The sequence below is a fragment of the Pseudomonas syringae group sp. 247E2 genome (assembly GCF_032587795.1).
In the GTDB taxonomy this organism is placed as follows: domain Bacteria; phylum Pseudomonadota; class Gammaproteobacteria; order Pseudomonadales; family Pseudomonadaceae; genus Aquipseudomonas; species Aquipseudomonas amygdali.
Map to the genome: position 1 here is coordinate 21,975 of NZ_JAWHPK010000017.1, position 13,666 is coordinate 35,640.

Consider the following 13,666-nt stretch of genomic DNA (forward strand, 5'->3'; position numbering starts at 1 on the left):
TTTTAGGGCAAAAAAGGCTCTATTGACTTCATCATGGCTTTCGGATTGACTGAGATCCGCAATCATTGATGATTGATATTTTTAACAACAAAGGTGTTGCATCATGTCGGTACCCCCGCGTGCCGTTCAGCTTAACGAAGCGAACGCGTTCCTTAAGGAACATCCTGAGGTTCTGTACGTTGACCTTCTGATTGCAGATATGAATGGTGTGGTGCGTGGCAAACGCATCGAACGCACCAGCCTCCATAAGGTTTACGAGAAAGGCATCAACCTGCCGGCCTCTTTATTTGCTCTGGATATCAATGGCTCCACGGTGGAAAGCACCGGCCTGGGCCTGGATATCGGTGATGCTGACCGAATCTGTTATCCCATCCCCGACACCCTGTGCAACGAGCCATGGCAAAAGCGCCCTACTGCGCAATTGCTGATGACCATGCATGAACTCGAAGGCGACCCGTTTTTCGCCGACCCGCGTGAAGTATTGCGCCAGGTCGTCGCCAAGTTCGACGAAATGGGCCTGACCATCTGCGCCGCATTCGAGCTGGAGTTCTACCTGATCGATCAGGAGAACGTGAACGGTCGCCCGCAACCGCCCCGCTCGCCGATCTCCGGCAAACGCCCGCATTCGACACAGGTCTACCTGATCGATGACCTCGACGAGTACGTCGACTGCCTTCAGGACATCCTTGAAGGTGCGAAGGAGCAAGGCATTCCTGCAGACGCAATCGTCAAGGAAAGCGCCCCGGCACAGTTCGAAGTCAACCTGCACCACGTTGCCGATGCCATCAAGGCGTGCGATTACGCCGTGCTGCTCAAGCGCCTGATCAAGAACATCGCCTACGATCACGAGATGGACACGACCTTCATGGCCAAGCCCTATCCGGGTCAGGCGGGTAATGGTCTGCACGTCCACATCTCGATTCTGGATCGCGATGGCAAGAATATCTTCACCAGCGAGGATCCCGAGCAGAACGCCGCATTGCGTCACGCTATCGGCGGTGTGCTCGAGACCCTGCCGGCACAAATGGCTTTCCTGTGCCCGAACGTCAACTCGTATCGCCGGTTCGGTGCGCAGTTCTATGTGCCCAACTCGCCGACCTGGGGCCTGGATAACCGTACGGTCGCCGTTCGTGTACCGACCGGCACCGCAGATGCAGTGCGTATCGAACACCGCGTTGCCGGTGCCGATGCCAACCCGTATCTGGTCATGGCTTCGGTACTGGCCGGCGTGCACCACGGCCTGGTCAATAAGGTCGAACCTGGCGCGCCGGTAGAAGGCAACTCGTACGAGCAACACGAACAAAGCCTGCCGAACAACCTGCGCGACGCACTGCGCGAGCTGGACGACAACCCGGTGATGGCCAAGTACATCGACCCAAAATACATCGACATTTTTGTCGCCTGTAAAGAGAGCGAGCTGGAAGAGTTCGAACACTCCATCTCCGACCTCGAGTACAACTGGTACCTGCACACCGTCTGATTGAGGCTGAGCAACATAAAACGCCGCAAAGCCTTGAGCTTTGCGGCGTTTTTGTTTGCGCCCGGAGCACCTCTCGCGCCGCATCATCAGGAGAGGACGCGGAGCGTCCAGAACTGCGCTACCACGCGGAGCGTGGGAGCGATAATCGTTTGGCGACGACAGAGATTCATCCAGTCAGAATCCCTTACAATGCCGTCAGCCCAACCACGAGCCACGCCCATGACACGCGCCGCCACGCCCCGCAAACCTCAAGCACGCAGCCAGGCCAGGATTGATTCGATTCTCGACGCCGCGCGCACGCTGCTCGCCGAGCAAGGGGTGGCCAGCCTGTCGATCTACAGCGTGGCTGAACGCGCAGGTATTCCACCCTCCTCGGTGTATCACTTCTTCGCCAGTGTTCCGGCGCTGCTTGAAGCGCTGACCGCTGATATTCACGCGGCTTTCCGCGCCTCACTGCAGGCGCCTATCGATCACGACCAGCTCACCACTTGGCGCGACCTGTCACGCATCGTCGAACTGCGTATGCTCGCCATCTACAACGCCGACGCCGCCGCCCGCCAATTGATCCTTGCCCAGCACGGCCTGACCGAAATCAACCAGGCAGACCGCCAGCACGACATAGAGCTGGGGCATTTGATGCTTGAGGTCTTTGACCGCCACTTCCAGCTGCCTGCGCTGCCGGATGACGTGGACGTATTTGCGCTGGCGATGGAACTGGGGGATCGGGTGTATGCACGGTCAGTGCAGTTGCATGACGAGATCACACCGCGCATGGCTGAGGAAGGGATGCGGGTGTTTGATGCTTATTTGGGGTTGTATTTGCCGATGTTTTTGGTGAAGCGAGTTATTTAAAGCTCACTATTCACGGATCTTCTTCACACCTTCATGATAAGGCGTAAAACGTTTTCTATATTTTCTTTCTCGCTCGATAAACCTGGCGTTCAGAATATTGTACCTCTCAGGATCAAAAGCACTGGTTCCTTTCGACGCCTCCATCACTTCGAGCGCTTTCACTGTAACGTCTAACTCTTCTCGGAAGGTGCTTTCTGCCAACTTGAGTACGTCTGCTTTGCGCTGGTCAGCTGCACCAGATTTATAAAAACGATTAAAAGTTTCACGTTTTTCTTTATAATTTCTGATCATGGATTTTAAAGTCCCGCCTGCACTCGGATCAACAGACGAGCTGGAAATTGAACTCTTACTTGCCAAGCCCACACCTGTTGATGAAGCAATGGGAAGCGAGGGAGTTGACGAAACAGTAGCAGAGGAATATGGCAATTCATCAACCATGCCAGGCAACTGTGATAACGGTATTTTTTTAGGCGCCAGTATAATTGTTCCGGCGCGTAATAACTTATCAAGCAACCCAGCACTTATATGCCCCGACGGATCCCCAAACCCAACCGGATCCCCACCCACATAACCATAAGCATTCAACCCTCCCTCGCCAAACGGGCTCAGACTGTCCGGGCTGTTAAACCGCATCAACACCGGGTTATAAGCCCGATACCCATTCCCCAGCAGATAATGCCCGGTCGCCGGATCTCGTCGCTCGCCATTGAAGCCCAGCAAACTGGTTAGTCCGCTTTCAGCCGGATGATGTCCGTAGACGCTATACGCCATAGACTCAACCCCGGTGTTATCCACGAGTTGCAAAACTGAACGTTGCTGATCGGTCGCCAGCAGCGTCGTGTCCACTAGATCATCAACGTGCCGCTGTTGAGCCAATAGCCGGTCTTCATGCTGAAAGACCGTGCTCCGCAACGCCCCCTGAATCTCGGTCGCCAGAACGTTCTTCCGATAGAAGCGCTGGATATCTTCCTGCCTCACCGGCGAACTGGAAGCCAGACGGTCCAGCGGGTCGTAGCGATAGCGGCATAAAACTGCTTGGGCTGAAGAGGTCATGGCTGATGCTTCAAATAGAACCAGCTATCAGCATCCAGCAAAACTGATACTTCGCCTACCTCACATAATTGCTAGGTAAACAGCAAAAAACCCCGGAGGGTCAGGACCGTCCGGGGCGTTTTTTATTCATTGTTTATAGCTTGGCGATGGAGACTTCTGTCGACTTCACGAAGGCAATCACTTCGCTGCCGACGACCAGTTCCAGCTCTTTTACCGAGCGGGTGGTGATAACCGAGGTCACAACGCCGGAAGCGGTCTGTACGTCGATTTCCGACAGTACGTCGCCGTGGACGATTTCCTTGATGGTGCCTTTGAACTGGTTGCGAACGTTGATGGCTTTAATAGTCATGGCATGTCTTCCTTTGGGGATCAGGGTTAATTTGCCCAACGCAGTTGCGTAGGCAGTGGCGAAAACGGTTCCGGGTCAGGTGGCGAACCCGGCAGGGCCAGCACACGGTTGAGCACTTCGGCCTCCAATGCTGCAAGGCGATGCGAACCACGAACACGCGGACGTGGCAGGTCGACCAACAGGTCTAAGCCGATCTGGCCTTCTTCGATCAGGATCACGCGGTCGGCGATGGCGACTGCCTCGCTGACATCGTGAGTAACCAGCAGTACCGTGAAGCCGTATTGGCCCCACAGTTTTTCAATCAGTTGCTGCATTTCGATGCGGGTCAAAGCGTCCAGCGCGCCCAACGGCTCGTCGAGTAACAGCAGGCGCGGCTTGTGAATCAGCGCACGCGCCAGAGCAACACGCTGCTTCTGGCCACCGGACAATGCCGCTGGCCACTCGTTGGCGCGTTCGGCAAGGCCGACGGCCTCGAGCGCTTCGAGTGCTTGCGCACGCCAGTCGCCGCTCAGGCCAAGGCCGACGTTGTCGATGATCTTCTTCCAGGGCAGCAACCGCGCCTCCTGGAACATCAAACGCGTATCTTCGCGAGCGTCGTCCAGTGGTGCAGAACCTGCAAGCAATTGACCCTCGGTTGGCTTGTCGAGACCGGCAAGCAGGCGCAGCAAGGTACTTTTACCGCAGCCACTACGGCCGACGATGGCGACGAACTGACCGGCCGGAATATGCAGGTCGATGTCCTTGAGCACTTCGCGAGTGCCGAACGCTTTTTTCAAGTTGCGGACTGCCAGCGGAATACCGCGCAGCAAATGTGGAGGTTGCTGTTTCAGACTGGTCATGCGGCACCGCCTTTGCTCACTTGATAGGCCGGGTGCCAGCGCAGGCACACACGTTCAAGGCCTCGCGCCGCCAGATCGGCCAGTTTGCCGAGGACGGCGTACAACACAATGGCCAGTACCACGATGTCGGTTTGCAGGAATTCCCGTGCATTCATCGCCAGATAACCGATGCCGGAGCTGGCAGAAATGGTTTCTGCCACAATCAGCGTCAGCCACATGAAGCCCAGCGCAAAGCGTACACCGACCAGAATCGAAGGCATGGCACCTGGCAGGATCACATGCCGGAACAGGCTGAAACCGGACAGGCCATAGCTGCGGGACATTTCTACCAGCGCCGGATCGATGTTGCGGATGCCGTGGTAGGTGTTCAGATAAATCGGGAACAGGGTGCCCAGCGCGACCAGGAATATCTTGGCGGTCTCATCAATGCCGAACCACAGAATGACCAGCGGAATCAGCGCCAGGTGCGGCACGTTACGGATCATCTGCACTGAGCTGTCCAGCAGGCGCTCGCCCCATTTGCTCAGGCCGGTAATGAAGCCCAGCGCCAGACCGATGCCACCGCCAATGGCGAATCCGATCCCGGCGCGCCAGCCGCTGATCGCCAGATGCGTCCAGATTTCGCCACTCGCAACCAGATTGATGCCCGCCTCGATGACTGCGCTGGGTGCAGGAAGAATGCGTGTGGATAGCCATCCGGCGCTGACCGACAGCTGCCAGACGGCCAACAACAGGACTGGAAGTGCCCAGGGCGCCAGTCGGTGAATGATGCGTTGCGAAGCACTGAGGCTCATGGAGTTGTCTCCTCGAAGGGCCTGACGATCACTGTGCTTGAGCAACAGCAGCAGGAGGTGTCCAGACCACATCAGCAATGCTGAGCGGCTTCGGAATCAGTTTGAGCTGGTAGAAGGTGTCAGCAATTTTCTGCTGCGCCGCTACAACCGGCGGAGTAATAAACAGCGCACCGTAGCCCTGGCGTTTTACCGAGGTCAGGGTGATGTCGGCGGGCAGCCCCAGCAACGGCGCAACCTGTTTGGTCACTTCGTCAGGGTGAGCCTTGGACCATTCGCCCACTGCACGAACTTCTTCGATCAAGGCTTGAATCACCTTCGGATTCTTTTGCGCGTAAGGCTTGGTCGCCAGATAGAACTGGTGGTTGTCGACAATGCCGGTGCCGTCTTTCAAGGTCCGCGCCTGCAATTGCTTCTCTGCGGCAGCCTGATACGGGTCCCAAATGACCCAGGCGTCTACGCTGCCGCGCTCGAAAGCGGCACGCGCATCGGCCGGAGGCAGGAAGACGGTCTGGATATCGGTGTATTTCAGGCCGGCATCTTCCAGTGCCTTGACCAGCAGGTAATGGACGTTCGAGCCTTTATTGAGGACGACTTTCTTGCCTTTCAGGTCTTTAACCGAAGTAATAGGCGAGTCTTTGGGCACCAGGATGGCTTCGCTGGTCGGCGCTGGCGGCTCGTAAGCCACGTACAGCAGATCCGCGCCTGCTGCCTGAGCGAAAACCGGCGGCGTTTCACCGGTCACGCCGAAATCAATCGAGCCCACGTTCAGACCTTCAAGCAACTGCGGGCCGCCCGGAAATTCTGTCCACTGAACCTTTACGCCCTGCTCGGCCAGGCGCTTCTCCAGCGAACCCTTGGCCTTGAGCAGCACCAGCGTGCCGTATTTCTGATAACCGATGCGCAGATCTTCCGCCTGGGCCTGGGTGACCGCGCCAAGCGCGACCGCAGCAGCAAACAGAGCGACAAGGCCTCGACGCAAAATGACAGTGCGCATATGCGCTCCTTTAGCGGGTGTTGGGTAGTGCCTGCTCAGCCAGTCACAGACGAACAAGGCGGGAATAGGGACGACATTAACAGCACTTTTTTATATCTATAAATCTTATTTATTCATTTAGTTATTCCATAAATGAATATAAAGGACAGCGCTATTTTTCAACTATCGTGCGGCGTACTACGGCGGCATGCCGTTCTGGACCCTCTGCGTCTGATCTTGAGTATGCGGCGTGGCGCATATCCACGACGCGGAGCGTCACGACAGGCATTCCCACGCTGGAGCGTGAGGAACGATGATCTCAACTATCGTGCGACGCTCCGCGTCGCATGCCGTTCTGGACGCTCTGCGTCCGCACCTGATCGAGCGACGCAGTCGGCGGCTGTGAGGGAGGAATAAAAAAGGCCGATGAATCGGCCCAAATAACCCCACGCTTGGTAGATCGAAAATTAGCGGTTTGGCTGAGGTGTCAGGCGCAGATAAGGCGTGACGGCCTTGTAGCCCTTGGGGAAGCGTTCTTTGATCTCGGCTTCGTCTTTGATCGACGGCACAATCACTACATCATCGCCGTCCACCCAGTTGGCGGGCGTGGCAACCTTGTAGTTGTCGGTCAATTGCAGCGAGTCGATAACGCGCAGAATCTCGTGGAAATTACGTCCGGTACTCGCCGGATAAGTAATCGTCAGGCGCACTTTCTTGTTCGGGTCGATCACGAACAGCGAGCGCACAGTCAGTGTGTCGTTGGCATTGGGATGAATAAGGTCATACAGGTCGGAGACCTTGCGGTCGGCATCGGCCAGAATCGGGAAGTTAACCTGGGTGTTTTGCGTGGTGTTGATGTCGTCGATCCACCTGATGTGCGAATCAACCGGGTCTACCGACAGCGCAATGGCTTTTACACCGCGCTTGGCAAACTCGTCTTTCAATTTGGCGGTGAAGCCCAGCTCAGTGGTGCAGACAGGTGTGAAGTCTGCCGGATGAGAAAACAACACACCCCAGCTGTTGCCGAGCCATTCATGGAAACGGATACGACCTTCGCTGGATTCCTGCTCGAAGTCAGGGGCGATGTCGCCAAGTCGCAGTGTCATGGTGTTGCTCCTCGTCATAGTCGGTAGGCATGGATATAGCCTGACTGTGCGCCCTGCGAAAGGAAATTAAAAAGAATAAATAGCGACTTGCATATACCCATAGGGAATATAAAAAAACAGGTAAAAGAAACCCCGCACTCGGCGGGGTTTCTTCACGCTTCAATACACTTACATGAAGTTGTAGGTGTAGTTGAACAGAACGCGAGCCTGGTCGGCGTTGGTCGAGTTGTTCAGGCCATCGTCAGCACGGTAGGTGCCGTAACGAACGGTAGTGCCAAAACCTTTCAACGCACCGCTTTGAATCACGTAGTCAACGCGCATGTCACGTTCCCACTCGGAGTACTCTTTACCGAACGAAGTGGTGCCACGTGCGCCTTTGATGTCATCAGCATGCAGGTAAGCAATCGCTGCCTTCAGGCCTGGAACACCAACCTTGGCGAAGTCATACGAGTACTGACCGAACGTGGTGTTTTCACCAGCACGGTTGAAACTGTTGATCATCGAGTCAGTGAACAAGTAGAAGCTGGCGCCGCCGTTGCCTTCCGGACGGTTGTTACCGTTACGGACCGAACCTTGGTTCAGGTTGACGAAGCCGCCGTCATCACCGACCTGCTGATGACCAACCATGAATGCATGGCCGCCCAGAGCGTAGGTGAACATGGCAGACCAGGTCTGGTTATCAACTTCGCCAGGCGTTTTTGCGTAGCCGCTGTTGTTGTTGAAGGCGTAACCAGAAGCGCCGCTGCTGTTTTTGCCGTCGGAGCTGCTGTCGAAATAACGCAGGTCAGTCTTGAAGGACTGGTTATCAGAGATCTGATAAACGTGAACCAGACCCAGGAAGTGCTGCTTGTAGAAGTCTTCCAGGTTGGCGTAGTAGTACTGCAAGGTCAGGTCTTTGGTGACCTTCCAGTCAGCACCGGCAAAGCGGAACTGATCACTGCCTTCGGTTGCGCCGTTGACCGACAGATCGCCCCAGTCAGACGAAGCACGGCCAATGGTCTTGTTCAATTGACCGGCGGTGAAGGTAACGGTGTCCAGATCCTTGGAGGTCAGGATGCCGCCTTGAAAGGCTTGAGGCAGCAGACGACCGTCGTTGCTGACCAGAATTGGCAGGTTTGGCGCCAGAGCGTTACCAACCTTCAACTCGGTTTTGGAGAAGCGCATCTTGGCGTTGGCACCGACACGGGACCAGTCGCTGACAGAAGAACCATCAGTGTCGGTCGGAACAACAGTGTTGGCCGTGTTGGCGTTATGGTGCTCAATGCCGCCACCCAGGTGCAGCCCCATTACAGCTTGTGCATCAAGACCAAAACCAACGGTGCCTTGGGTAAAGCCAGAGAGGTAGTCGAATTTCAGACCGGTAGCGGTTTCACGCTGGTCAGATGCACGAACGCCTTCACGCAGGTCGTTGTTGAAATACAGGGTACGAGAACTGACGGACGCTTTGCTGTCTTCAAGGAAACCAGCTGCACCGGCCTGCTGAGCCAATGCCGCGACGGTTACGGCCAAGGCCAGGGTGGACTTCTTCATTAACTACGCTCCTCGTGAATCTAATTTTTTATGTCTCCGGTGCCGGGCATTGCCCTGACCCAGAGATATTGCGAAAGGTGACAGTCCCGATCTGGAGATCAATGGATTCTGTACACCCCGACTTTTGACTAGACCGCGCATGTCGGTGGCCGTACGTTAGTGAAAATTCATCATGCTCAAAAGAAACCGTTTTGCAGGTTCTAAGAACAATCAGGCATATGTCACAACTCGTGTCAGCCAGGACGTCACGGAGTGTATCGACCTAATCGGGTAATTCCCAAAATTTATTTCGGTACCATTCGTCAGATCTTTTGGTTTTGTATCAGTGACCGGCCAAATCGCGACCAACCGGTCATAGTCCCCAACGGCGAAGCGCAATTTGCTTGCCAGTAAAAGCCTTGTAAAACGGGCACTTCAGAGAGATTAGTGATGAATTGTGACAATTGTCATCACCTTGACTCCCGACGCTCCACGGTCATGAAATATTTTCTAAAAACCGCTCCAAACACCCTTTTTCAGCGTTTTTTACCGTCTGAAACATGCGCTCAACTGTAGTTCAGGTGAACAAAAAAGCAATTTTGGTGTCTGGCGCGTGAACCCCGAGCCGATTGGCAGATGCGCAACAGCCCTTCGATGTGCAAATGGGTTCTGCAGATGGCTCTAAAGCCCCTTCATAAGCTAATTCCCAAAAGTTATTTATTCTAAGATTCTTAGATCACTTAGTCTCCTTATCCAGCCAGTCCTCGGCCCGTCTGATTCGGAGCTTCATCATGAAACTGCATTTTTCCCTGCGCTTGCTGACTGCGCTGTCGTTGACTGGCGCAACATTCATTGCACAGGCAGCAGACTTTACCGTCGCCTACCAGACCACCATCGACCCGGCCAAGGTTGCCCAGGCCGATAACGCCTACGAAAAAGCCACCGACTCAAAAATCTCCTGGCGCAAGTTCGATAATGGTGCGGACGTCATCACCGCAATCGCATCCGGCGACGTACAGATCGGTTATCTCGGTTCAAGCCCGTTCACAGCCGCCGCTACACGCAAACTCCCGGTGGAGACCTTTCTGATAGCCACGCAGATCGGCGCGGCCGAGGCGCTGGTTGCCCGTAATGGTTCGGGGATCAACTCACCGCAGGACCTGATCGGCAAGAAAGTGGCCGTGCCCTTTGTCTCCACCGGCCATTACAGCCTGCTTGCAGCGCTCAAACACTGGAACATCGATCCGGCCAGGGTCACGATCCTGAACCTCGCGCCGCCCGCCATTGCTGCGGCCTGGAAGCGCGGCGACATTGATGCCACTTACGTCTGGGACCCGGCACTGGGCGTCGCCAAGGAAACCGGCAAGGTGCTGATCACCTCCGGCGAACTGGCGAAGGTCGGAGCGCCGACCTTCGATGCCTGGATCGTGCGCAAGGACTTCGCCAACAAACACCCGGAAGTTGTCAGCGCATTCGCCAAGGTAACGCTCGATGCCTACGCCCGATATCGCCAGGACCCGGCTGCATGGATCGCCAACCCGGCCAACGTAGACAAGCTGACCCGACTGTCTGGCGCCAAGGCATCTGACGTACCTGGCCTGTTGCAAGGCAATGTCTACCCGCTGGCTGCCGAGCAGACCGCGCTGCTGGGTACACCGACCATCGAGGCGGTGACCAAAACCGCAGCATTCCTTAAAGAGCAGGGCAAGGTCGACGCAGTACTGCCTGACTACTCACCTTACGTCAGCGCCCGGTTCATCCCACGCTAAGCGCTCTCAGCACAAGGAGACACGTATGGCGCTGTTGCAGCTGGAGCGTATTGGCGCTCAGTACCCCGGTGCCGCGGCACCCGTGCTGGCAGACATCAACCTGAGCCTGGGCCCACAGCAACTGCTGGTTGCGCTCGGCCCCTCCGGCAGCGGTAAAACCTCGTTACTGAACCTCATCGCCGGCTTCATCAAACCCGGCAGCGGCCGCATTACTCTCGACGGCATTCCCGTAGAGGGGCCGAGCGCAGAGCGTGGCGTGGTGTTTCAGGACGATGCCTTGCTGCCCTGGCAGAACGTGTTGGCCAATGTTGCGTTTGGCCTGGAACTGGCGGGTGTCGACCGCTTGGAACGTGAAACCAGAGCGAGGGAGATGTTGGCACTGGTGGATCTGGCCGGTTTTGACCAGCGGCGAATATGGCAGCTGTCCGGTGGACAACGGCAACGCGTCGGCCTGGCCAGAGCGCTGGCAGCCGATCCGCGCATCCTGTTGATGGACGAGCCATTCGGTGCACTGGATGCCTTCACCCGTGAGCAGATGCAGGAGCTATTGCTGCAAGTCTGGCAACGTACCGCCAAGCCGGTGTTTCTGATAACCCACGACATAGAAGAAGCAGTTTTCCTCGCCACCGACCTGGTTCTGCTCGCCCCTAACCCTGGTCGTATCGCCGAGCATCTGCACCTGGACTTCGGCCGTCGCTACGCCGCTGGCGAATCGGCCCGCGCGATAAAGTCCGATCCGCGCTTTATCGAAACCCGCGAGCATGTGCTGGCCAGCGTGTTTTCCCAGCGCACCCGGGAGCAGCGTGTATGAGCAGACTTGAGCCTGTTGGCAGCCATGAGCTTATAGATAGCCGCGAACTGACCGGCATCAGCAAACCGTTCGCCAAACAACCGGCTGCCCCCACGCCGAAGGTTTATCTGAGCACCCGAGCGATCAGCATCCTGACCCTCGTGGCACTGCTGACTCTTTGGTGGGCGATAACTGCCGGGGGCTGGATCGAGCCGCTGTTTCTGCCACCGCCAGCGGATGTGCTGAGCAAAGGCTGGCTGCTGGCAACCAAGGGCTACATGGACGCCACACTCTGGCAGCATCTGGACGCCAGCCTGCAACGCATCGGTCTGGCGCTGGCCGCGGCAATTTTGACGGCCATCCCGATAGGAATCGCCATCGGCCATAACCGCATCGCTCAGGGCATATTCGACCCGCTGATCGAGTTTTACCGACCGATACCACCGCTGGCCTACCTGCCGCTGATCGTTATCTGGTTCGGTATCGGCGAATTCTCCAAGGTACTGCTGATTTATCTGGCGATCTTCGCGCCGATTGCCATTGCCACGGCTACCGGCGTTCGCACCGTGGACCCGACCAAAGTGCGGGCGGCACAGTCGCTGGGCGCGACGCGCTGGCAGTTGATTCGGCACGTGGTCCTGCCCAGCGCACTCCCGGACATTCTTACCGGTATTCGCATCGGCCTGGGCGTGGGCTGGTCGACGCTGGTGGCCGCAGAGCTTATTGCTGCCACCAGCGGGCTGGGATTCATGGTGCAGTCGGCGGCGCAGTTTCTGGTGACAGACGTTGTGGTGCTGGGGATTCTGGTGATCGCCGTGATCGCTTTTGCCATGGAGCTGGGACTGCGCGCGCTGCAACGCAGGCTGGTGCCCTGGCATGGTCAGCAGCATTAATGCATCAGTATGGGTGTGTGCGTCGTTGCGGTGCGCAAATTGAGTGCATGCGCTGATACCGCATTGCGGGGCCTGGCGCGACATTCAGGGCGACCAGATGCCAGCGCCGAGCATTCACAGCGGCTGACTCATCAACCAATCCAAGGTTTTCGAATATGAAAAATACTTAATAAATTCAGTATCTTGATGATATTAAACGGCTTCGAACTCAAGAAGTGCTTAACCGGATATAGCTAAGTCAGCCTGTTCTTTCGGATTAATTCTCAAAACTGGCACGCACTCTGCAATAGGTATTACATCACCAGTTTTGGGGACCTTGGTACAGGCAGGCCGGGGATTCCCCTCTTTTATTCCTCCCGGAGACTGACCTCCAGTCTCCAGCGCCCGTCCACCTTCTCAGTGCGCCAGTCGCCATGAAGTGGACGGGCTGCCAGGAGTGTCAGCACCAACCCCTTCTCACCTCGCTCCACCTTCCAGCGTGCAACCCTGTTGTCGAACCTCAGTTGGCCCGTCCACGGCCGCCCTGAAGCATCGACGTTGAGCACCACAGCGCCATCCACCGTCGACCCTTGGTACTTCGGCTCCTCATTGAACCAGAGCGCCAGCCCGGCAGGCAGCTCCTCGATCTGCTCCAGTTCAACGGGGTCAGGTTGCTGCAGACGACCGATAATGGTGCCCACGGTAAAGCCGACAATCGCCATCGAACCCAGAACTCGCGGCCATAGCTTCGGTCTCGGGTCCTCTTCAGGGGTAGAATGCATCCCGTCCTTTCGTTCGGAGCCGTGCATGTTTCACGTCATCCTTTTTCAACCAGAAATTCCGCCGAATACCGGCAATGTCATCAGGCTATGCGCCAACAGCGGCTGCACCCTGCATTTGATCGAACCCTTGGGTTTCGAGCTGGACGACAAGCGCTTGCGCCGTGCCGGGCTCGACTATCACGAGTATGCCACGCTGCAGACGCATCCTGACCTGGCAAGCTGTATGGAGAAGATCGGCAACCCACGGTTATTCGCTTTCACCACCAAGGGCTCGCGCCCCTTTCACGATGCCAGCTTTGAACCTGGTGATGCATTTCTGTTCGGCCCGGAGAGCCGCGGCCTGCCCGCCGACATCCTCGACTCGCTGAGCAGCGAGCACCGCCTGCGACTGCCCATGCGCGAAGGCTGCCGCAGCCTGAACCTGTCCAACACCGTGGCGGTGGCCGTCTATGAAGCATGGCGCCAGCACGGGTTTGCCTGATAGCGCGCCGCCAGACA

14 protein-coding genes are annotated in these 13,666 nt (G+C 56.7%); 6 read left to right on the forward strand and 8 right to left on the reverse strand.

Annotated features, from left to right (window positions below):
- The first annotated feature begins 103 nt into the window (after positions 1–103).
- The gene (locus RYC18_RS17840) at positions 104–1,480 is read left to right on the forward strand and encodes a glutamine synthetase family protein (protein ID WP_003413528.1); all 1,377 of its coding nucleotides are present in this window, start codon (positions 104–106) and stop codon (positions 1,478–1,480) included.
- Positions 1,481–1,699: 219 nt separating this feature from the next.
- Entirely contained in the window at positions 1,700–2,332 is a 633-nt protein-coding gene (locus RYC18_RS17845; RefSeq protein ID WP_004655040.1) for a TetR/AcrR family transcriptional regulator, read from the forward strand.
- Positions 2,333–2,338: 6 nt separating this feature from the next.
- Here the strand turns inward: RYC18_RS17845 and RYC18_RS17850 are convergent, their stop codons facing one another.
- The 7 genes from RYC18_RS17850 to RYC18_RS17880 all read right to left on the reverse strand — a co-directional run bounded on the left by RYC18_RS17850 (position 2,339) and on the right by RYC18_RS17880 (position 8,976).
- A complete protein-coding gene (locus RYC18_RS17850) occupies positions 2,339–3,385 on the reverse strand; it encodes an RHS repeat-associated core domain-containing protein (RefSeq protein ID WP_316886554.1) in 1,047 nt (348 codons plus the stop codon).
- Positions 3,386–3,518: 133 nt separating this feature from the next.
- Positions 3,519–3,734, reverse strand: a complete 216-nt coding sequence (locus tag RYC18_RS17855) for a molybdopterin-binding protein (protein ID WP_002555770.1) — start codon at positions 3,732–3,734, stop codon at positions 3,519–3,521.
- 26 nt (positions 3,735–3,760) lie between these two features.
- Positions 3,761–4,573, reverse strand: coding sequence for an aliphatic sulfonates ABC transporter ATP-binding protein (gene ssuB, locus RYC18_RS17860; RefSeq protein WP_010195713.1), 813 nt, complete (start codon positions 4,571–4,573; stop codon positions 3,761–3,763).
- The gene (gene ssuC / locus RYC18_RS17865; RefSeq protein ID WP_004655051.1) at positions 4,570–5,367 is read right to left on the reverse strand and encodes an aliphatic sulfonate ABC transporter permease SsuC; all 798 of its coding nucleotides are present in this window, start codon (positions 5,365–5,367) and stop codon (positions 4,570–4,572) included. Before ssuC ends, ssuB begins: the two co-directional genes overlap by 4 nt.
- A gap of 28 nt (positions 5,368–5,395) precedes the next feature.
- The gene (locus RYC18_RS17870; protein ID WP_002555773.1) at positions 5,396–6,361 is read right to left on the reverse strand and encodes a sulfonate ABC transporter substrate-binding protein; all 966 of its coding nucleotides are present in this window, start codon (positions 6,359–6,361) and stop codon (positions 5,396–5,398) included.
- A 446-nt stretch (positions 6,362–6,807) separates the two neighbouring features.
- Positions 6,808–7,446 carry a peroxiredoxin gene (locus RYC18_RS17875; RefSeq protein WP_316886555.1) on the reverse strand — a complete coding sequence of 213 codons (639 nt, stop codon included), beginning with the start codon at positions 7,444–7,446 and terminating at the stop codon, positions 6,808–6,810.
- Positions 7,447–7,614: 168 nt separating this feature from the next.
- Positions 7,615–8,976 carry an OprD family outer membrane porin gene (locus RYC18_RS17880; RefSeq protein WP_005737118.1) on the reverse strand — a complete coding sequence of 454 codons (1,362 nt, stop codon included), beginning with the start codon at positions 8,974–8,976 and terminating at the stop codon, positions 7,615–7,617.
- Positions 8,977–9,746: 770 nt separating this feature from the next.
- On the opposite strand from RYC18_RS17880, the gene tauA reads away from it, so the two are divergent.
- From tauA to tauC, 3 genes are read left to right on the forward strand one after another with little or no spacing between them, the layout of a single operon-like run.
- Positions 9,747–10,724 carry a taurine ABC transporter substrate-binding protein gene (gene tauA / locus RYC18_RS17885; protein ID WP_016981262.1) on the forward strand — a complete coding sequence of 326 codons (978 nt, stop codon included), beginning with the start codon at positions 9,747–9,749 and terminating at the stop codon, positions 10,722–10,724.
- Positions 10,725–10,749: 25 nt separating this feature from the next.
- The gene (gene tauB / locus RYC18_RS17890; RefSeq protein ID WP_005745054.1) at positions 10,750–11,535 is read left to right on the forward strand and encodes a taurine ABC transporter ATP-binding subunit; all 786 of its coding nucleotides are present in this window, start codon (positions 10,750–10,752) and stop codon (positions 11,533–11,535) included.
- Positions 11,532–12,407, forward strand: coding sequence for a taurine ABC transporter permease TauC (gene tauC, locus RYC18_RS17895; protein ID WP_005745053.1), 876 nt, complete (start codon positions 11,532–11,534; stop codon positions 12,405–12,407). Before tauB ends, tauC begins: the two co-directional genes overlap by 4 nt.
- A 347-nt stretch (positions 12,408–12,754) precedes the next feature.
- Here tauC and RYC18_RS17900 read toward each other — a convergent pair whose 3' ends face one another.
- Positions 12,755–13,195 carry a hypothetical protein gene (locus RYC18_RS17900; protein WP_004655063.1) on the reverse strand — a complete coding sequence of 147 codons (441 nt, stop codon included), beginning with the start codon at positions 13,193–13,195 and terminating at the stop codon, positions 12,755–12,757.
- Between RYC18_RS17900 and RYC18_RS17905 the strand changes: the two genes are divergently transcribed.
- Positions 13,194–13,649 carry a tRNA (cytidine(34)-2'-O)-methyltransferase gene (locus tag RYC18_RS17905; protein WP_005781609.1) on the forward strand — a complete coding sequence of 152 codons (456 nt, stop codon included), beginning with the start codon at positions 13,194–13,196 and terminating at the stop codon, positions 13,647–13,649. The genes RYC18_RS17900 and RYC18_RS17905 overlap by 2 nt on opposite strands.
- Positions 13,650–13,666 lie beyond the last annotated feature (17 nt).